The sequence below is a fragment of the Sphingobacterium sp. BIGb0165 genome, assembly GCF_024810095.1.
Taxonomy (GTDB): Bacteria; Bacteroidota; Bacteroidia; order Sphingobacteriales; family Sphingobacteriaceae; genus Sphingobacterium; species Sphingobacterium detergens.
The window spans coordinates 26,412-47,077 of the sequence record NZ_JANUEB010000012.1 but is presented as its reverse complement, the minus strand read 5'-3'; the positions used below and the strand labels follow the sequence as shown (position 1 = coordinate 47,077).

14 protein-coding genes are annotated in these 20,666 nt (G+C 39.0%); 4 read left to right on the top strand and 10 right to left on the bottom strand.

Annotation, left to right across the window (positions count from 1 at the left end; all coding sequences use genetic code 11):
- Positions 1-20: 20 nt before the first annotated feature.
- From M2408_RS24570 to M2408_RS24550, 5 genes are all read right to left on the bottom strand, one after another.
- On the bottom strand, positions 21-2,753 hold the full coding sequence (locus tag M2408_RS24570) for a DNA gyrase/topoisomerase IV subunit A (RefSeq protein ID WP_259187222.1): 2,733 nt from the start codon (positions 2,751-2,753) through the stop codon (positions 21-23).
- A gap of 143 nt (positions 2,754-2,896) precedes the next feature.
- Positions 2,897-3,445: a GNAT family N-acetyltransferase gene (locus M2408_RS24565; RefSeq protein WP_259187221.1), complete on the bottom strand. Its 549-nt coding sequence runs from the start codon at positions 3,443-3,445 to the stop codon at positions 2,897-2,899.
- Positions 3,446-3,472: 27 nt separating this feature from the next.
- The gene (locus tag M2408_RS24560) at positions 3,473-4,150 is read right to left on the bottom strand and encodes an ATP-binding cassette domain-containing protein (protein ID WP_259187220.1); all 678 of its coding nucleotides are present in this window, start codon (positions 4,148-4,150) and stop codon (positions 3,473-3,475) included.
- On the bottom strand, positions 4,147-5,061 hold the full coding sequence (locus M2408_RS24555) for a hypothetical protein (RefSeq protein WP_259187219.1): 915 nt from the start codon (positions 5,059-5,061) through the stop codon (positions 4,147-4,149). Before M2408_RS24555 ends, M2408_RS24560 begins: the two co-directional genes overlap by 4 nt.
- Positions 5,062-5,212: 151 nt before the next feature.
- Complete coding sequence (locus M2408_RS24550) at positions 5,213-6,376, bottom strand: MFS transporter (RefSeq protein ID WP_259187218.1); 1,164 nt, start codon at positions 6,374-6,376, stop codon at positions 5,213-5,215.
- A 263-nt stretch (positions 6,377-6,639) separates the two neighbouring features.
- On the opposite strand from M2408_RS24550, the gene M2408_RS24545 reads away from it, so the two are divergent.
- A complete protein-coding gene (locus M2408_RS24545) occupies positions 6,640-7,023 on the top strand; it encodes a VOC family protein (RefSeq protein ID WP_259187217.1) in 384 nt (127 codons plus the stop codon).
- Between the two features lie 22 nt (positions 7,024-7,045).
- Here M2408_RS24545 and M2408_RS24540 read toward each other — a convergent pair whose 3' ends face one another.
- Complete coding sequence (locus M2408_RS24540) at positions 7,046-7,795, bottom strand: RNA methyltransferase (RefSeq protein ID WP_259187216.1); 750 nt, start codon at positions 7,793-7,795, stop codon at positions 7,046-7,048.
- An 8-nt stretch (positions 7,796-7,803) separates the two neighbouring features.
- Here M2408_RS24540 and M2408_RS24535 point away from each other — a divergent pair, with 8 nt between their 5' ends.
- Positions 7,804-10,155 carry a BamA/TamA family outer membrane protein gene (locus M2408_RS24535; RefSeq protein WP_259187215.1) on the top strand — a complete coding sequence of 784 codons (2,352 nt, stop codon included), beginning with the start codon at positions 7,804-7,806 and terminating at the stop codon, positions 10,153-10,155.
- A gap of 72 nt (positions 10,156-10,227) precedes the next feature.
- Here M2408_RS24535 and M2408_RS24530 read toward each other — a convergent pair whose 3' ends face one another.
- From M2408_RS24530 to M2408_RS24515, 4 genes are all read right to left on the bottom strand, one after another.
- Positions 10,228-10,755: a hypothetical protein gene (locus M2408_RS24530; RefSeq protein ID WP_259187214.1), complete on the bottom strand. Its 528-nt coding sequence runs from the start codon at positions 10,753-10,755 to the stop codon at positions 10,228-10,230.
- A gap of 967 nt (positions 10,756-11,722) precedes the next feature.
- Entirely contained in the window at positions 11,723-13,240 is a 1,518-nt protein-coding gene (locus tag M2408_RS24525; RefSeq protein ID WP_259187213.1) for a TROVE domain-containing protein, read from the bottom strand.
- Positions 13,241-13,782: 542 nt separating this feature from the next.
- On the bottom strand, positions 13,783-14,943 hold the full coding sequence (locus tag M2408_RS24520; RefSeq protein WP_259187212.1) for a PepSY domain-containing protein: 1,161 nt from the start codon (positions 14,941-14,943) through the stop codon (positions 13,783-13,785).
- A 6-nt stretch (positions 14,944-14,949) separates the two neighbouring features.
- Complete coding sequence (locus M2408_RS24515; protein ID WP_259187211.1) at positions 14,950-17,259, bottom strand: TonB-dependent receptor; 2,310 nt, start codon at positions 17,257-17,259, stop codon at positions 14,950-14,952.
- Between the two features lie 112 nt (positions 17,260-17,371).
- On the opposite strand from M2408_RS24515, the gene M2408_RS24510 reads away from it, so the two are divergent.
- Together M2408_RS24510 and M2408_RS24505 are read left to right on the top strand one after the other, a co-directional pair.
- Positions 17,372-18,337, top strand: a complete 966-nt coding sequence (locus M2408_RS24510; protein WP_259187210.1) for a helix-turn-helix transcriptional regulator — start codon at positions 17,372-17,374, stop codon at positions 18,335-18,337.
- A 97-nt stretch (positions 18,338-18,434) separates the two neighbouring features.
- Positions 18,435-20,645 carry a TlpA disulfide reductase family protein gene (locus tag M2408_RS24505; protein ID WP_259187209.1) on the top strand — a complete coding sequence of 737 codons (2,211 nt, stop codon included), beginning with the start codon at positions 18,435-18,437 and terminating at the stop codon, positions 20,643-20,645.
- Positions 20,646-20,666: the final 21 nt, after the last annotated feature.

Here is a 20,666-nt window from a genome sequence, read left to right as displayed (position 1 = left end):
TTACTTATAGAATAATACTGTTAAAACATTTCCATTTGCCCTTTGTCATCAATTTGGATGTCGTCGGGATTAGTGATCTCTAATTTAATATCATCTTCTTTTTTATCATTGGATAGATCAGTTGCTATTTCAGCAGTTGAAGCCTCAGCCTTTGTCTCTTCGGGTTTTGTTTCTCCATCTACAGAAGCTACTTCCGTTTTTTTCTTTCCTTTTTCACTGAGATCTTCATCTACTGTAACTAAGGCTACAGATTTTACAGTATGGAAGGAAAGGCGATTACCTTGCGCCTTTATGCCTTTGACATCAATGATTTCAGTCAATGGTTGTTCCAGCGTTTCCTCCGTTTGGGATTTACCTTTTAAAATATCTAATTTGACTGTTGGCTCAGCAGCATTGCTCATAAGCACTAATTTTGAACCAGGCTCTTCATTGATAAATGAAATACGTTTACCAATAGGCTGGTCATCAAATTTAAAACGTTTGACGAAATAGGTGCCGCTCTTACCATCTTGATGTACTACGGTATAAACATGTTCCGGATAGAATTTCTCAATACGGATCATTTTCTCATCAAAGTGGTTGCTAAGATCGAAGTTCGATAACTCGTAGCTACCATCAGAAAGTACAACCAATATTTTATCATCACCATCAAATTCGCCTAAATATTGGCCACGTTCATCTGCATTTAAGCGTTTCATGATAGTGTCGTACCAAATTTTTCGTCCGGCAAGTGTTGAAATACCGGAGCTTTTGAAGGCGATTTTCTTGACCGGATATTTGGAAACAATATTTCCTTGGGATGCACGACCTTTAATGGCAATTTCAGCGAAATCCATGTCGAAATTCAATTTGCGTAATTTCGTGTGCGGTTTGAGCTGTATATTGACAACTTCTGCCTCGCCGTTTGGATTAGCAGTGAAATACAAAACTTTTGATCCTTTAGATCCTTTGGATACGTCGTATTCCTTGTCGCGTGTAACACCAACAACAGAAAAACGTTTGATATAACTTGTACCAGTTTCGCCTTCTTTATAGATGACATTATATATGGTACGTTCGTCACCTTTTTTGAAGACCGCCACATGAATAATCCCTTTACCAACAAATACCTTGTCTTGGATTTTGCTGACGACATATTTGCCATCTTCGCGGAAAACAATGATATCGTCTATATCCGAGCAATCGCATACGAACTCATCTTTCTTCATTCCTGAACCGATGAAACCTTCTTCACGATTGACATATAGTTTGGCGTTGGCTAATGCAACTTGCGTTGCCTCAACCTTATCAAAGATGCGTAATTCTGTTTTGCGCTCGCGATCTTTGCTGTATTTTTCGCGTAGTTTTTCATACCAGGCAATGGCATATTCGGTCAACTGACGCAAATGACGTTTAACTTCTTTGATCTCATTTTCGAGCGTCTTCATCGTTTCGTCCGATTTTTTTACGTCGAAACGCGTAATGCTACTCATTGGTTTATCGATCAATTTCTTATAGTCCTCAGGAAGAATTTCACGATAAAACTGATCAAAGAATGGCTCAAACAAGCGATTTAGAACCTGCACTACAGTGTCAAAGTCACCGGCATTTTCATAATCGGAATGCTTGTACATCCCTTCTTGGATGAATATCTTTAATAAGCTATTGAAGAATATTTTTTCCTGGAGGTCGTTTAGACGGATTTCCAGTTCTAACTTCAATAGATTTTTAGTGTTTTTGGTGTTCTCAATCAAGATATCATTGACACTCATAAAATGAGGTTTCTCATCCTTGATGACACAAGTGTTTGGCGAAATGGAAACCTCACAGGCCGTGAATGCATACAATGCATCGATCGTAACATCAGGAGATATTCCCGGTGCTAAATGCACGATGATTTCAACATTTCCAGCGGTGTTGTCTTCGATTTTCTTGATTTTGATTTTACCTTTTTCATTCGCCGTTACGACACTTTCGATAAGTCCGCCAGTGGTGGTCCCAAAAGGAATCTCGGTAATTGCTAAAGTCTTTTTATCCCGCTCCTCGATTTTAGCGCGCACACGGATCTTTCCGCCACGTTGTCCTTCATTGTAATTGGACACATCGGCCATACCACCTGTGGGAAAATCGGGAAGAATATTTGGGCGTTCGCCGTTCAGTACCTGAATTGAGCCATCAATGAGTTCAATAAAGTTGTGCGGCATAATCTTGGTCGCTAAACCTACGGCAATCCCCTCTGCTCCCTGTGCCAGAAGCAATGGGAATTTAACAGGTAAAGTGACTGGCTCGCGGTTACGTCCATCGTAGCTCTGTTGCCATTCTGTCGTTTCGGGATTGAAGACAACTTCATTTGCAAATTTAGAAAGTCGTCCCTCAATATAACGTGGTGCCGCCGCCGAATCGCCAGTAATGGGGAAGCCCCAGTTACCTTGGCAGTCAATCAATAGATCTTTTTGTCCCAATTGTACCATGGCATCTCCAATGGAAGCGTCTCCATGGGGGTGATACTTCATGGTATTACCAATAACGTTGGCAGCCTTATTATATCGTCCATCATCCATTTCCTTTAGGGAATGGAGAATACGGCGTTGCACGGGTTTCAAGCCGTCATTTATATGGGGTACAGCTCTATCCAAGATAACATAGGACGCATAATCCAAAAACCAGTTCTCGTACAGTCCAGATAAAGGTATTGTCTGACTTCCGCCCTCTGTTTTTCCTGATCCTAATTCTTCTTGGTTATCTTCCGTTGGGAAGTTTGTTTCGTCACTCATTTACTCAGCAATAGATTAAATTGTACAATACAGAAATGTTCAAAATTTTATTTTATTCGAACGTGTAAAAATACAAAACCATTTTGTTTTATCCCAGTGAAACTATGAAAAGTTAAAAAAATTAGTTTTTAAAGCTAACATAATTAGTTTGATTTAGCATCTTCGACCAAATCATACCAAAAACAACGGATATCCCAACGGTCGAAATGAAACTCTTCGGTAACCTGAAAACCCACTTTTTCCAATACATGTCTTGATCCTTCGTTTTCGGTATGGGTGATGGCATGGAGCTCGAAATGAGTCAGATGCTCACGATAATACTGCATACAGGCTAATGCCGCTTCAGTAGCATATCCTTTGCCCCAGGATTCCATCCTGAAACGATAGCCGAGGTCCAGGAATCCGATACGTCCATTTTCCAGCTCATCAATATATTTAAATCCCGTCCAGCCGATCCATTGATTGCTTGATTTTTCAACGACTCCCAGTCGGCCAATACCATATTTTTCATATTGTTGCTGAATGAGAGCGATCGCTTTTTCCATTTCTTCGATGGATTGAACAGGCTCTTTATTGAGAAAGGTATGTACCTCAGGCTGTGAATCCATAGCAAAAAAATAGTCCTTATCCTCCATGCTTATCGGACGGATGATTAGACGTTCGGTTTCTAATGTGGGTAGGTATTTTTCCATCTTATTTGTTTTGAGTTTTAGAGGGCTTCAAAGCCAGAGTTTATCGATATCTTTTTTTAATATTTTTTCCTTCATTTCTTCTTCAAAATCACCAAACAGTTCTTTTTTGACAGATTTGCTAATCCGGCCTTCTTCAAGGACCAAGATCTCATCACAGGTGTCCTTTAATGTCGAAAATATATGCGATGAGATCAGGATAGTCTTGTTCATGGCTTTTAGGCGCAGTATGATCTCGGTCAGGATAATACTGCTTTGTAGATCTATTCCGTTAAAAGGTTCATCCAGAATGTAGAAACTGTTGTCCTGGAGCAGGGTTGCTGTCAGTGCCAGTTTCTTTTTCATCCCTGTGGAATAGGAACTCGCATACTCTTTTAATGGTAGTTCGAAGATATTTCTGTCATCGAGGTTTTTAATGCTTTTCCCACGGGCGTCAGTAAGGAGATAGATATACTCTTCACCCGTCAGTTTTGATAAGAAATACGGATCTGATGTCAGGTAACCCAGGTGGTTCTTAAGTGGCTGTAAGCTCGCATTGATCTGCCCCAAAGCTGTTTCTAAACCTGCAATACAACGAAATAATGTTGTTTTTCCAGCGCCGTTTTCGCCCACGATACCGTAGACCTTTCCGTCCTCAAAAGTAAAGGTGACCTCGTGCAAGACCTGATGCTGACCAAAGGATTTACTGATATGAATAAGCTCGATCATAAATAGTTTTTTAGATTTTTGAGGGCTTTCAAGTAATAGAAAGGTAATAGTGCCAATATCAGTGGATAGAAGCTGAAACATAATGCCAGTGCAAAACCCTCCGGGAAATTGATCTCTCTCGGATAAGCGACATACTTTAATGTAATAGCAAAAGGAAGTAGAAGAAAAATACCACCCAAAACAATTAACGCATTAAACCATTCGGATGAAAAAATAACGGCATACATCAGTAGAAGCGGGAAAACAAATAAAAGGCATTGCAGTATTCCACGTCTAAATTTACCCAGGAGGAATCTGGTCGGTGTTTCCCGGCTGTTCCAAAGATAAAATATGGGTTCTGGTAGCTGGTAATAAAATACACAGCTTAGTGTAATACCGGCTACGCAAAATAGAACGAGATTGGGGTTCGTTACATAGAAACCAATTGCTGCTAGCATATACAAAACGAGAAGCAGCGGGTAGCTCCTTCGGAACCCGATAATAAATTCAAATGGTTTCTTTGCGAATGGAGTTGGGAGAGATTTACCAAAAGTTTTAAAGACCAAAGAAGCAAATATAACAGCTAAGGCAATTAGCGCGACGCCATTTAACCATAGCCCTCGACATATAAAAATAGCAAGCGTTGGTAAAATGACGATGCCATTTTCCAGTAGTCTGATCGTGTAAAAATCCTTTTTACTAAAGGTGTTTTTTAGAAAATCGTTCCTGTTTTTTTCGGTCAGGAGAAAGAGTAATTGGAAGTTGCTCAGCAGTAGGGCATAGCTCCCAAAAACAGGATACTGTAGCAGAAGGTAATAGGCCAGATAACAGGCTCCCAGTAACAAAAGTGGCGCAACCATTATCGGAAGACCAGTCGCCTTAAAATGGCGTGTCAACAATTTATATTGAAGCTTTAAATAGCTGTTTATCATGTGCTATCTTTTTATAAATAGTCATTCAAGCGATGCTGGTGTCGGCTAATTGTACTAGCTATAGATCTGATGATTTTTATTTGTGCTACTCATTGTAAACTTTTTCTCGATTTATAAAAATCAATCTCATATCCTTAATCTTATATCAAAACTAAGATTTTCTTTGCCAATTTAGCATATAGAGTAAAGCGATCACTAATACGACGGCATTTGCATACATAATTTGCGGAATGCGGAGGATGATATCGGCATAATATAATCCAGCGAGGAGCGCTCCAAGACCAATTCCCGCTTCGAGTGAAATATACATGGTGGCGACCGCTTTGCCGCGATGTTCAGGGATACTTAGATCAATAGTCCAGGCGTTAACTGCGGGAGATAATATACCGGTGCCAATACCGTAGATGCTCGCTCCAATCATCATACCGATAAAGCTATCCCCAAAACCAATCACCACCAAAGCAATGGCAATAATCACTATGCCTGTAATAATAACTTTTGGCCTTCCATAGCGATCAGAAACCTTTCCCGAAACAAAGCGTATCATGACGGATGCGATCGTAAATGCCAGGAAAAAAAGACCTTTATTTTTAAGTCCTAGGTGTTCACTCCAATCAGGAATAAGTGTTAGGATCACACCGTACGCCGTATAGGATAGAAATGTAACTATTCCAGCAGGAAGTGCACGCCATTCAATGATATCCTTTCGGTCTATTTTCAGCATGGAAAGGTTGAATTTTTCCTTTTTGACAAGGGTTTCCTTCATATTGATGACGATGAGGATTGATAATAAAGCCATGAAGGAAGAGGAGTAAAACATGACGTTAATTCCAAAAGCGTCAAAAATAGCGCTCCCTATTGCTGGGCCTACTGCGGTGCCGACACTGAATGCAAGCCCATGCATTCCCAAGGCTTCGCCCCATCTTTTTTGGGGGACAAGATCCGCAACATAAGCTGAGGTGGATGTAGGTTTAAAACCGGTCGAGAAACCGTGGATCAACCGAAGAAACAGAAAGCCTGCGACGGAAGTTAAGATCGGATAGAGAAAACCACAGATAAAACAGACGATGGATCCGATGGCCATGACGGGTACACGGCCCCAGCGATCGGTCAGCTTACCGCTGAAAGGTCGTGAAATTCCGGCAGTCAATGTAAATAATGCGATGATCAGCCCCTTGTATTCAGCCCCACCCAAACTACTCAGGTAATTAGGGAGCTCTGGAATAATCATATTGAAACTCGAGGAGAATAGTAGTGAGCTCAGGCAGAGTAAAATAAATTGAAGCGTATAGATGGATTTCTGTTCAGATGGCATTTTAAAACAATTGTCGTACATGAATATTTCTTCAAGTATGCGATACCGTGGAAGATATCTGTACTTTTTGAAGAGTAGGTCAAATGTACAGCTTTTGAAACGATTAAACTTTTTCTTTTGTTCGAAATTTTTAAAATCCTTTCAATGGTAACATAAAAATAATCATCCGGAAATCCACTTGACACAAATTTGTATATTTGATCTTCGCCAGCGATAGAAAACTCTTTTATTGGCTGAACTTTAAGAAACCTCCAATTGGTCGTATGTCAAAAGAAAAAAGAAATCCAGGGGTCTATTTTGAGATTCCGGTGCTAAATATGGAGCGGGCAGTTCATTTTTACAGTGAGCTGTTTGCCTTTACCTTTGATCAGGAAGAATTTGATGGAATTCAGATGGCTTATTTCCCGTTTGAGGAAAAGCTGTCGGGGATTACCGGTGCGCTAGCAAAAGGGGAAATCTACCAGCCAACACATCAGGGGGTACTGCTTTATTTGCATACCGAAGATCTTGAAGATACCTTAAAAAGGGCAGAAAAAGCTGGTGTAAGGAAATTATATCCGGCGACCTTTCATAAAGAGCTGGGCTTTGCAGTCGCTGAAATAGAGGATTCTGAAGGAAATCGGATCGGACTTTATCAACGGTTATAGGGTGCTTTTGGAAATAAATTCGCTAAACCAGCTGCTGCCGGGCGATCTCACTACAAAATATCGTTGTTGCCACGGCAACATTCAGCGATTCCGCTTGGCCGATACGGGGTATGGTCACTGCTTGATCTATTAATGTTATAATTTCTTCACTAATACCATTGCCTTCATTTCCCATGACGATCAATCCTTCTGTACTCCATTCGGTCTGGTAAATGGATTGCCCATTGAGCAGTGCGCCATAGACCGGTAGATCTGTTGAAGAGATAAATTCATGCAAGTCTATATAATGAACCTGTATTCTTGCCAATGAGCCCATTGTGGCCTGCACAACTTTTGGATTATAAGCATCTACTGTGCCAATGGAGCAAATGATATGTTTGATCCCAAACCATTCCGCTGTGCGAATAATGGTTCCCAAATTACCGGGATCTTGTACATCATCCAATACGATATTGTAGCAATTTCTTAGATCACTTATTTCGATCTGTTGTTGTTTCGGGAGTTTCACCAAGGCAAGAACACCCTGAGGAGATTTTAAGGTACTAATCTTTTGGAATTCAGCCTCCGTCAGTTCATGGGATTTTATATTATGCGAGATTTTACCCACTTTTGTGTTTGCGTCGTCTGTATAGAAAATGGACTCAACCTGGTAGCTCGATGAGATAAATTCCTTGACGGACTTTATGCCCTCAACGATGAATAAACCATGTTGTTTTCTATACTTTTTGTTTTGTAGAGACGTTATTAGACTGATTTGCGCTTTTGACAACATTTTTATTGATGATTAAGTACCCTCGTTTTATCGGATTTGCAAGTATAATGCTTTTGACGCTATTTTTTGCATCTTGCCGATCTTCAAAATATATAGATGACGACCAAGCCTTGGTTACAAAAATACAGATTTCCGGCGTTTCACCAGCATTGAAAGAGTCTTCCGAAACCTATATATCCAATCAGATAAAACCTAATTCGCGCGTCAATCTATTTATTTACAATACCTTCAATACGACAAAAGGACGCTATAAGACCAAGAAAATTCGAAATGTTGGCGAACCACCACATTTGCTTGACTCAGCAATGGTTGACCTTTCCGCTAATCAGATCAGACGTTTTTTGTTTACCAAGGGATATTTTAATGTCAAAGTCAGTCCTGAAATTACAGTTAACAAAAAAAGAGCGCATATCAATTTTAATGTCGATGAAGGAAATGCATATCAAATTAGGAACATAGAACGTAAATTTGAAGATGGGGATGCCAAATGGTTATTTGATCGGGATATCCTACCAAAAACTAAAGTCAAGCCTAATTCACAATATGATGCAGCCAAATTGCTGGAGGAACGGGAAAAGTTATATCTTGTTATGCGTAATAATGGATATTATGACTACTTGAGACAATATATGCGTGTCGGTATTGACTCTACATTGAGTGGAAACTTGATCGATTTAAAAATAAACATAGAAAATCCCAGTGATTCAACGATACATAAAAAGTATCAAATTGATAGTGTATATATGACTATTAGGAATTATGGGGCAATATCAAAGAAACCACCTCGCCGTATAACTGATTCTGCAAAACGACTTCTTTTTGTGGATGAAACAAATAGCTTTCGCTGGAAACCATTGGAAAGGTATATGTACCTACGATCGGGAAATTATTATTCGTTGGCCGAGGAAAATAAGTCTTATGATCGGCTTTATGAGATGAACGGTTTTCGGTCTGTAAAAGTGCAGTTTGTGAAAAAAGATTCCAATAAACTCGATGTTCATTATGATTTCGTCCCGCGACCACGAATGGGTAACCAGATCGAAGGAGAGTATACTTTTAGTTCGGGGATGAGTGGTTTTAATATCGGAAATACGTTTTCACAGCGTAATATTTTTGGTGGCTCTGAGCAATTGGAGGTTAAGTTGCGGTATGGTGTGCTATTTGATCCTCGTTTGGCAGGGGGGCTTTCGAGTAAGATATTCAATAATGATTTTCAGGCGGGTGTCAATTTAGTAATTCCACGACTCATGGTACCTTTCCATATTAATCCAGGTGGGAAATTTGGTTTACCAAAAACAACATATTCGATGACTCTTCAGTTGTTTGATCAGGATCGTACTTATTCCAACCGCTATTTTATTACTTCACTGAATTACTCCTGGTATGAAACAGAGAACAAATATCATAGCTTTACCCCGATAGTATTGGAATATCGGGATGGGAGGTTAGATTCAAATTTTCGAAAAAATCTCGAACAGGAAGGGTATCAATTGTATGTACGTAGTAATGACCGTCAATATTTCGGATTGGGAACGCAATATACCTTTATTCTGAACGGGAAAAAGCTGACGAGCAAGGAAGATTTTCAATATTTCCGTGGAACAGTGGACGTCAGTGGTAATGTGTTGGATCTGATCAGTAGTATTGCTAAACTACCGGCAAATGCCGATGGTGAGAAAAAAATCTTTGGAGTACCGTTCTTGCAATATGCGAAAACCGAATTTGATTATCGTTTGTACCGTAACCTTGGCGGAAATAGACAATTTGTTTTCCGCTTTAATCCAGGGATCGCAATTCCGTATGGTAACAATTCGAAGTTACTGATATTTGAAAAGAGTTTTTATAGTGGAGGGATGAATGGTATACGGGCTTGGCAAGCACGAACCCTAGGGCCTGGCGCATACAATAGGCAAAATTTGAGCGAAGATCTTCGTCTGAATCTAAGGAATTTAGATCAGTTGGGAGAGATTAAATTGGAAGCTAATGCTGAGTATAGATTTCGCATTTTAAATAATTTTTTGGGAGCCAAGATGAACGGAGCAACATTCGTTGATATGGGGAATGTCTGGCGGCTAAAAAAAGATGACGATTTAAATCCTGGCGGCGAATTTAAATTCAACAAGTTTTTGGGACAGGTAGCCATTGGTACTGGTTTTGGACTACGCTTTGATTCAGATTACTTTGTGATCCGTCTGGATGCAGGATTAAAGGTAAAAGACCCACAGTTTTCAGGAAGCAATCAATGGGTCATCAAGAATTTCTTTGATTCTAAAGAATTTAAGGAGCAATATTATCAGACCCATAAACCGGACCGTTATAATTTTATACAATACAATTTTGGGATTGGTATGCCGTTCTAGGGAACACTATTTTTTATAAAAAGCTCACAAACCTAGATTACGACTTTGATGTATTGATATTGAATGCTAGCCCTAGCCTAAGAGATTCTTTAGACTGGAGAAAATTGACTCAAAGATCTTGCTTAAATCTAATCCTTGTGAGTGATTGAAGATAAAGAAAACGATTGCCAGTGCAATGGCTGTCATGATTACTTTTTTAAACATGTAGGCGATACCTAACACAATAGCAGGGATGATCAAAAACATCAATCCACTGATGGCAAAGGGAGAAAGCCCATTATCAGTCTTATAAATATAAAACAGGCGACCTTTAGATTTCTCTTGGTTTTTGTGATTAAAAAATACAAAGGTAGACGATTCGATTTTTTGATTTGGAACAGCTACACCATCGTGAAATTGGAGCGCCTGAGAGAAACCGTTAATGGTAAACATGTAGTTTCCATTGATAGTCTCATTGGTATTGCCAATAGAATCCAAAGCGACGACCGCAAGTTTTCCGTTTTTTGAAAGATTCTCTTTTATTATAAAGTCTTGGATATTCTGCTCCTGAGCACTTGCCCAGAAAGGTATCAGTAATAGAAAAAATATAACCTTCTTCATCTTATTATTTACATTTTAATTTTAACTCCGCTGTAGCAACAGTTTTGACTAATTTCCTTATGCCGAGATCTACAGAAGAGATAAGTTAATGTTAGACTTATCGAAACTGATCTAGTCAAAATGAGAATGCAATTTTAGGAATTTTAATCTTCTTTTGGAAATCTTAAATTATTCGAGGACTGATTCTAATCGAAAACTTCAATGTCAAAAAGTCTATATTGATAAATTCCTGTTGCGATTGGACAGGGGATATCAATATAGTTTTTCTTTAATTCATTTTCTTGATATAGATCCCATTCTTTCGTATTCGTAAAGGAAGTTCAATCAGGTACTATATTGCTTTGGACTCCCTTTATGGTAGGAAGTTCAATCAGCGGTATAAAATCTATTTTGTCCGTTAACTTCATTCGTGGTGAATCTAATATATCCGGTCTTTTGGGAGGACTTGCCATCAAAAGTACAATGTAAGAGAATACATTGTACTTGACAAATTTCTAGTTTAAAAAACAGAAGCAAAAAGCAACAATAGTGAGGGCTAGTCATTGCCGGATTCGAACCGGATAATCTTGTTGAATTTACAACTTCATTATTCCTCCCCTTAACGGTGACGAAGTAACTATCGTTTACGGCATTCTGTTTAGAATCAGAAAGGCAACTGACAAAAAGAGTCTTTTCCGACGTTTTCGATATCATCTATCTAGAACTTATCGGAAGCAGGGTTTGAACCTGCCATTGGACCGAAGTAACTCTTTTCTACGGCACTTATCCAATTTTATCATAAAGCAAGGTAACTAACGAAAAGAGACTGTTTTTCCTGCTCTAACCAACTGAGCTACTCTATATACCTATAGAGACAGGGCTCGAACCTGTGACACGGGCAACCCAAATGCGAAGTAACTCTCTTCTACGACACTTGCTTATTTTATTCCTTTTATTAATCCCGCAGCCAAATTACTACGGGATGATCTTATATTTCAACTTGATGGATCTGTTCGACAGCGGATAGTGCATTGTCCATGCCAGAAAGTATATCAAACACTTTATCCGACCAGCCTGCTAACAGGTAAACATCATTTTGTTTAACATCTATGGGCTGTTTTCCGTATCCCGCCAGATCGAATAGGTAGAGTTTCGCCTTGGGAGCTAAACTTTTGTAATTATTCCATGACTTCTCCAAAGAATTACCATTATAGTTACTATCCCATAATTGACAGTCAGTAAATATCATTACTTTATCCACGATCTTTTTTCTACGGATTAGATCTTCCACGACCAGGTATCCATTTGTCGAATAACCCACTTCACCTTCTCGTTTGTAATATTCCATTACATTCGTCAGCACCCGATGTTTAGGCATATTGATTATCTTGTATGTATCACCGAATATCCCTGTTGTTACATCTTTACACTGTGACTGTAATAGCATTGCTAGCATTAAGCCCACATCATACAGTAAAACCGTACTTTTTGCCGAAATAGGCTTTTGCATGGATCCTGAAACATCACAGGCAATTACAACCGAAGTCTCAAAACCGAAACCTTTTATATTTCTGGCACTGCATAACGTAGCATCTTCTAATGCTGTCAATACAGTTGAGGTTAAGCCCGATTTTAGCGTCTTCAACTCTCTATAAGCTGAAAGAAACCTGAACGGAAGTTGTCTAGATTTGAGTACCGCTTGCTCATTCGATAGATAATTGCAGACCATCAAGACATGTTGGACGGACACGCTAGCCTCCAGTATATTACGAAGATTTCTGAGCAAGGCCATGTAACCCATTTTTTTACTTTCGATCAACTCTTCCCATTTTCTGGCGAAAGCATCAGATTTGGTTAGGGCGTTATCAAAATTTTCCTGACCCAATTTAGAAAGTTCCGTTTCCCAAGTATAGGCGGTCGAAAGATTATCCGCTGCGATCCTGTCAAAAATAGCCTGCTGTTGATCGTTCTTAGGGCTAGGGTGTACAAGAAACAGCGCATCTTTTAACTTAATTTCACCTTCCCTGTTATATTTTGCAAACTGGTATTCATCAAATCTGTTAAAGGAGGCTACAAGACCTTTTTGGATTTGCTTGGAAAGTCTACTTAACTTTTTCGCTCCATTTCTGTTATTTGCAATCTGGTAATAGGCCAGAAGTTCCGTTATCTCGTCAGCACGCAATACTACCCGGCTCACTGCTTTACTAACGATCGACTCCCCAGAGGCTTTCTTCGCTAATTCGACAGCTAGTACTATCGGGATGGATCTTAAGTTCATCACTGTACGTGCGTAGATGGCCAGTTTGGCAACAAATGTCGATTCGCATGTCATGACCAGTTCCTTGATTCGATTTAATCTATTGTTGCCGCTTTCATAAAATGAATCATTCAATCCAGTTGTGACTACCGTAGTATACAATTCCAGTTCTGGTGTCATGAGATAAGCCTTTGCTTTTTCATGATTCGTAACCAGCTGTTTTTTAGTGTTAAGGAAGTTGAATTTCATAATCATTGCATTATCGTTAAACATTTGTGCCAGACTATTCTGAACTGACATTACAAAATTGCAAGCTGACCTACGCGTTATATGTGCGCAATAAGAGGTTAATGTGTGATTAATTTTTATTTATCTGACTATTAGATTGTTATTTTTTTTATTTCGAAAATAAAATGGCTTTAGATAAATGAGCACGCAGATTTATTGCGTAGTTATCTTGTGGGGTAGCGGTAATTGATATAACAACTTTAGATAATTACTTGTTTTGTGGGTTCAATATGCCATTAGAATAAAAAAATATAGTTGATATGTGATACTTTATAAGCTAGGGGTAGCTCTTTGAATATGCAAAAGATAAATATTCAGAATACTGACCTGAGCTTAGATCGTATTTTTTTGATAATTCCTGTCCCTATAGGTACAATGCTAATAAATTGGTTAATGTTCAGGAATAGATATCGAGCAATAAAAACTAGTTAGTGTCCCAATAAGGGGCAGCGTTACGATAAGCTAGACATTGCATTTATTCTACAGACTCAAGAGCATGTTCATTAGCGGATAAAGTTACCCGTTGTATTTTTAGCTTTGTTTTTTCTTCGTTTGCCCCACCAGATTAAGAAACCAGTGATGGGCAACGTTGTACTGATGAGTCCGGCCATAAAGGTAGAAAGCTTCCCAATCTGACCAAACCATTGTCCCATATGGAGCTGCCATACCCAATTCTCCACCTTATTGTGCATATGCTCTTCTTTTTTTATAAGATAGGGGGATCCGGAATATTTGTCAAAGTAATAAGTATAATTGTTTTCGTCACTTTTCAAGCCCGCTCGATCTGCAACATTGAAGGCAAATACACCTGATTTTTTGTAATCATATACCCAATATTTGATCACTTTTTTCTGTGGTTGTGCTTTAAATAGTTGATCCATTAGCGGGAAAGCATCTATAAAATGTTTGGTCTTATCCGCTTTTGGGAGGTCATGATGCCAATCGACAGCGGTAGCCCCGAGAGATTTCATTGTCAGGTTCATCATGGGCTGAAAGAAAATAATTAATCCGGTCATCCCAAGTATAAAACATAAAATTAAGGAGTAGAAGCCAAAAACATTGTGGATGTCATAGTTAAATCGCTTGAATTTGGCTTTCCATCGTACGGTAAAGCTGGCTTTTCGGGTGGTTTTGGTCCAACGTCTGGGCCACCAAAGAATTAACCCCGTTAATGTGCTAATGACGAAAATAATGGTCGATAAAATGACAATCCAACCCCCAATAGATCCTAACTTCATATGGGCGTGCAGATGTGCCATAATAAAGAAAAAATGAATAGTCTTGTCGTATTTCAGGATCTCACCGGTATATGGATTCATGTAGATCATCGATAGCCGGATATTCTTGGGGTCGAAACCGTTGATTATAACACTACGGTCGGGGGCATTGTAATAAAGGACATAGGATGGTAAGATCCCTGGTATTTCTTTCTTCTGTATCTCCAGCAGTTGTTCTAATGTTAGCTTTTTTCCTGTGTTTGGTGTAATATACTTTGCTGATCCTGCAGATGCTTCGATGATCTCATCCGAATATACGATAATGGTTCCTGTTAGACATACAAAAAACACAACCAAGCCCGATACCACACTTGGCCAGAGGTGTAACCAACCGACCAAGCGTAATAACGTGCTTTTCTTCTTTTCTTTTTTCTTATAAGCGTTCATAGAAACTTAAAATCTATAAGATACAGTTCCCAAAATAGTTCTTGTAGGTTGTGCATACAACCAGAAATTGGTAGTCATATAATGTACATTTGTTAGGTTGTTGCCTTTTAAGCTTACCCTAAACTGATCCCTTTCGTAAAAAAGATTGGCGTCCAACAAAAAGTAGCCTGGCATTTTAAAGGTATTGAAATCGTCTCCATAAAAACCATCGGAATAGTTACCACCAATCCCTAGCCCAAACCCTTTCAGATGTCCAGATTGAATGCTATAGCTCGTCCAGAAGTTGCCTACATTAAATGGGGTGCCTTGAGGTCTATTGCCTATGGTCTTTTCATCACCTTCGGTAAATTTGGAGTCGTTATAGCCGTATCCCAAAATGAGGTGAAAGCCTGCAAATGGATTGGCCGTAATGTCAAACTCGAATCCACGACTTAGTCGTTTGCCATTCTGAACGGTCGATGTCTTGCCATTTTCAGCTACAACAGAGAAAGGTACATTCTTTACGTTGATATTATAGTAAGAGGCATTACCATGTAGCTTTTTATTAAAGAGTTCGTATTTAAAACCGAATTCATATTGATTGGCCTCCTGCGGCTTGATCGTTGCAGCATTGAATTGCACACTCTCGATCATTAAATAGCCGTTGTTGAAACCGTTGGTATAATTCCCAAATAGGGAAAGCTGATCTGAAAGAACCTCATAAACGGCACCAAATTTTGGTGAAAAATAAGTTTCTTCAAAATCAGATACTAAATTTTTATAGCTGTCCATACGTAGTCCTGCATTCAGGTGAAGGCGATTGTTCAGACTGAACACATTTGAGAGGTATACACCATAAGTCTGAAATTTTGTATTGATTTCACTTTCTGCCGCAGAACCAAACATTGTCTCAACTTTGGACATATTGATCGTAGGTGTGGTTCCAAAGCGGTCTACCTTGTCATAAAAATTCAGCATCTTACGCGTCGTGAGATACTTGTCGTTGTTGTAGTCTACACCAATCAATACTTTATTTCTCCAGTTTTCGCCCGTATAGGTGCCAACAAAATTTTGTTGTAAACTGGTGGAAACAAAATGGCTGGGGATACGCATAATTCTTCGCCCAATCGTATCTTGTGTCAAGGGAACTACAAATAGATAATCCGATTTGTTCGTTGTATTCGCACTGGATACTACAGTTTGTGAATTCCAATGATCGGACATTTTATAGTCTGCTGTGGCCAGCATATTCAGGACATTGGATTTCATGGTCAGGTCATTGGAGGAGAATGATTTCTTGACATCCCAGTTGAAATCCTTCAAGCTATTGAATCCTTTAGGAAGATAGCCTACAGCAATCATGTTACGCTCGTTCTGACTTAATTCAGCTTCGATATTTAAGGTCAACCTATCGTTGACTAGAAAGCGGAGGGCAGGGGCAATGAAAGTGGTGTTGTCTAATCCAAAATCTTGGAAGGTCTTCCCACGTTGGAATGCACCGTTCACACGAAATAATACAGTTTTACTATCATTGACAGGAGTATTGAAATCAAGCGTCAATCGGCTTAGATCATAGGCACCGTAGCTCAAACTCACATCACCAAAAGTATATGGCTTGGGTTTCTTGGTCACCAAATTGATCATTCCACCATAAGAGATCTCTGTGCTACTTCCAAATAGCGTGCCCGCAGGGCCTTTAATGACCTCGATAGCTTCTATGTTAGCGAGGTCAGCCATCGTCGTTGTACTGGTCCGATAGCCGTTTCGTAATGAGCCTGCACCCGTGGAAAAACCACGCATCCGCGCGATTACGGTGAACCCGCCTGCACCTAAGCCATTTGTTACATTGGCAATACCAGGTGCAGCTAGCAACGCACCTTTCATATCAGTCACTGAACGTTCCTTGAGCAATTCACTAGGAATAATATTATAAGTTTGTGAGGTTTCTAAGTTTTCCTGTTCGACCTTACCTACTGTGTTGGTTTGCTTTTCGGCAAATTTCATTGAAGCACTGACGGTAATCTCATCCAAAAGATGATGTTTATTTCCGATATAGACAGTATATTGTTTTAAACCATTGAATGATAGTTTCTCTTCATAACTATCGTTGTTGTAACGAATCAACAAAGTGTAAGGTTTGAATTCTGTAAACTCCAATTCCACCCGACCGTTCTTGTCTGTTACTAATTCTTGATTGTTTTCCATTACCTTTACTGAAGCAGTAGGGACGGGGTTATATGAAAAGTCGAGAATACGTACGAGAACCTTGCTGGATTGCGCATGGGACAACTGTGCGAAGACAACAAATAGAAATATAATATAGTAGGATTTATTCATTTGTATTTAGATTAATTATTAACAACGGCAAAATTATCCCTAATTTCACACAGTTTTCTACGAAATATGGATTTGAAAACCTACGATTTTGCTACCTTAAGAGAAATTGCATATGAAACCACTAAAGGAACGATATAATCTCAAGTATTTGCGGAATAAGCAAAAAATGGTGTATCAGGAAAACGATTTTAGCGAATGCTTTTTCAAGGTAAATTTTTATAATATTCCTATTCAGGAACGTTTTATTATTAATGATGACTTTATCATCATTAATTCTTCAGCTGAAGTTAGTCATCCTGTTACTGTGCCTGTTTTGTTGGAAGACGGTGTATTTAAAGTACAGTTTGAATTGGAAGGATACTCAAAGTATACCGATGAAGATATCACGATTGAAATTCATGAGGATTGTTTCAATCTGTTTTATCTACCTCGCGTCAATGGTAAGTTGCATTATAAAAAGAACCGTAAATGTGTCGATATCATGTTTGACAAGGCTTGGTTTGAACGAGAGGTATACCGGAAGTTTCCAGGGTATGCGGCATTTGTTGACCAGCTCAAAATCAATAAACCCGCGCTCCTGTTTCGTGATGCCCTACCAATCCGGGCGGATATTAAACAACTGTTGTATAGTCTTTTGAGTTGCAATCTGCATAGTGTTTTAAAATCAAGTTTTTATAGGATCAAGATTGACGAGTTATTATTATTAATACTGTCCTGTCTGGAAGAGTATCAACTGGTTGCGCCTAAAGTTACGAGTCTTTCAAATGATGAGAAGATCATACAGGTCAAAAACTGGATTGCGCAGCAAGAAATCGGAAATATTCGGTTGAAAGAAGTTGAAGAATTATTTAATGTGTCAATAAAAGTGCTCAATGCAGGCTTCCAAAAATATGAGGGCTGTTCGATCGCACAATATCTGCGCAAACTGCAAATGGAAAAAGCCTTCATTTTACTAAAAGAGAGGGGATACAGCGTCAATGAGGTTTCCAAGCTATTACGGTATAGCTATCCGCAGCATTTTACGACAGCTTTTACCAAATATTTTGGTTATTCACCCAAAGAGCTGAAGAATAGTTGAGTGGTATTTTGCTCTATATATTTTTAATTGGAGCATATCTTGTATCGATATGGAATTTTTATTAATTTTAGAGATAACCATGTAAAACTATTTGTTGATGAGAAGAATATTATTCGTATTTCTTTTGCTGCATTCTGTGTGTTTCGGCCAAAAGAGCGTTAATTATAAGATAACCGAGGAATCCAAGTCCGAAGGGAAGCTTATACAATCCAAATCAACCTATTTTACATTGTCGGCTAACAAATCAGCTTCGAAAAAAGACTTCCCCTCAGAAATAACGATTAAAGCTGTAGAATACAAGGATCCTTATTTTTCTTTTGTCTTTTCCAGTTTTCATCCTGACAGTAATCAGAATATTTTATCTTCGAGTAAACTCGTTGATATTTTGATGAACTTACAACAGCCTATTCGATTCAATTTACAACATCAAGAGACCGCTGTCGACACTTCTTCACTTAGAAAAGAGATCCTGTCAAAGGCCAGGAACTGGCAGTTATCAGATGACGCCGCAGAAATGGTAAGGAACAATGTTACGGTAGGAGCAGGGTTCCTTTGTAACAAGCTAAATTACCAGTATCTAGACAATGATCTCATAAAGAGACTCCAATCTGGACCTATACTCGTCAAAAGCGAACGTTATCAATTAATTAAAGACGATAAGAAAAATTTGTACCTAACTTTTAGGGATACATCAGGTCTTTCGGATGGAGAGCTTGTAGTTGATAAGAAGACATTTCAGCCTATTATGCTTTCACGAAGAAGTGAGTATATCCAAGATAATCGTTCATTTATCACTACCACTATTATGCAACTGTTGGATACGAATGTATCCAGTACTTACGATCAAGCCTATGCGGAGATATTGCTGTCAGGTAGTTTTGTTAGTAAGGCACTTTATACAGGCGAGGCAATTGATAGTGTGAAGGTAATGAATTACATCACTAAAAATGAGGCTATTTTTTCGAATGATAGGACATTCGTACAGCGAAAGTTAGATCTACTTCAGCGGATTAAAAACCATAAATTATATGATCTGAGTTTGAACGATGTACCTCTCAACTTGCTTTCGGGTACACATCATCTTTCAAACTTTCTCTACAATGGTGTCATATCAGGGGATAAGTTTATAGTCGTAGTACCTTTACTGGAGAAGGAAAAACGATATGATTGGATCCAGAATATGTTATATCAACAGTTGGGACGTCCAGCTGCCAGAGGAGTATTGTCTTCTGAAGAACAAGCCGATTTATTAATAAATCATTTTTCTGAAATTGAGAAGCAATATACCTATCCGATGATTTTGGGGCAACGGATTATACAACAGGCAGATAATCTGTCACAAGCTAAAAAGTTGCTTGAAGAGTTAATGAACCTTAACGATGCTTATTGGATCAATGGAAACGTTGGGAGATATGCGCTGTTGGCTTGCCAGCGGCTGGCTAATGTACATCCGGACTATACCCATCAATTGCTAAGGGATATTATTTCAAGATTAACAGTGCTTTATAATGTCGATAAGACCGAGCATCGAAATATAACCCGCGCACATCTTGCTACAGCGAACTATTTGGCCTACCAAATGACCAATAAAAGCAATAAGGAAGAAGCCCTGAACTATTTGGAGAAAGCGGCTCTGTACTCACCAAAAAATCAGGCGGAAACTGCGTACAACTCGTCCTACGATATTATGTTTTTGAAATCTAAGAAAAGCTATGCGGAAGATTATCTTACTGAATTGGCCGCAGGTGGTAAGAAAGATGTTGCTCTACAGAAATATATTGATGAATTTTTGACCGTTCAGGGAACAAGCTATAAGGGCTTGCGTGATTTTTATCAACATTACTATCCAGAACAGAAATTTAGTGAGTTTTTCATTCAGAAGGTTGTTCCTCAATTGCCCGATGCGCCAGATTTTGCTTTGGCGAATCTGGAGAACAGCAAAATCGCAAAGGCTGACCTGAAAGGTAAATGGACATTGGTTGACTTTTGGGGTACTTGGTGCGGTCCATGTGTAGCAGAGATGCCTAAACTCAATAGTTTTTATGAGCACTTGAAGACTGATAAATCAAGAGGAGACAAAATTGGTTTTATGAGTATTGCATGTAGAGATACCGAAGATAAAGTGAAAAACTTTCTTGCTAAAAACAATTATATCATACCGGTGCTAATGTCAGACGGTCGGGTGGAAAAAAGCTTTCAAGTCAGAGGGTATCCAAGCAAGTATATTTTAACACCGGGCGGGAAGCTGATCGCTATGCCGTTCGGTTTTGACTGGCAGCCTTTGTTGGAGGAAGTCGCGACTTTCTGATGTGATCTTTGTTGTTTGAGG

Coding starts and splice junctions, on each gene's coding strand:
- M2408_RS24550 (WP_259187218.1), bottom strand. CDS start 6,376: ATGCCATCTGAACAGAAATCCATCTATACGCTTCAATTTATTTTACTC.
- M2408_RS24555 (WP_259187219.1), bottom strand. CDS start 5,061: ATGATAAACAGCTATTTAAAGCTTCAATATAAATTGTTGACACGCCAT.
- M2408_RS24515 (WP_259187211.1), bottom strand. CDS start 17,259: ATGAATAAATCCTACTATATTATATTTCTATTTGTTGTCTTCGCACAG.
- M2408_RS24540 (WP_259187216.1), bottom strand. CDS start 7,795: ATGTTGTCAAAAGCGCAAATCAGTCTAATAACGTCTCTACAAAACAAA.
- M2408_RS24570 (WP_259187222.1), bottom strand. CDS start 2,753: ATGAGTGACGAAACAAACTTCCCAACGGAAGATAACCAAGAAGAATTA.
- M2408_RS24510 (WP_259187210.1), top strand. CDS start 17,372: ATGAAACCACTAAAGGAACGATATAATCTCAAGTATTTGCGGAATAAG.
- M2408_RS24520 (WP_259187212.1), bottom strand. CDS start 14,943: ATGAACGCTTATAAGAAAAAAGAAAAGAAGAAAAGCACGTTATTACGC.
- M2408_RS24505 (WP_259187209.1), top strand. CDS start 18,435: ATGAGAAGAATATTATTCGTATTTCTTTTGCTGCATTCTGTGTGTTTC.
- M2408_RS24530 (WP_259187214.1), bottom strand. CDS start 10,755: ATGAAGAAGGTTATATTTTTTCTATTACTGATACCTTTCTGGGCAAGT.
- M2408_RS24560 (WP_259187220.1), bottom strand. CDS start 4,150: ATGATCGAGCTTATTCATATCAGTAAATCCTTTGGTCAGCATCAGGTC.
- M2408_RS24535 (WP_259187215.1), top strand. CDS start 7,804: ATGATTAAGTACCCTCGTTTTATCGGATTTGCAAGTATAATGCTTTTG.
- M2408_RS24525 (WP_259187213.1), bottom strand. CDS start 13,240: ATGAAATTCAACTTCCTTAACACTAAAAAACAGCTGGTTACGAATCAT.
- M2408_RS24545 (WP_259187217.1), top strand. CDS start 6,640: ATGTCAAAAGAAAAAAGAAATCCAGGGGTCTATTTTGAGATTCCGGTG.
- M2408_RS24565 (WP_259187221.1), bottom strand. CDS start 3,445: ATGGAAAAATACCTACCCACATTAGAAACCGAACGTCTAATCATCCGT.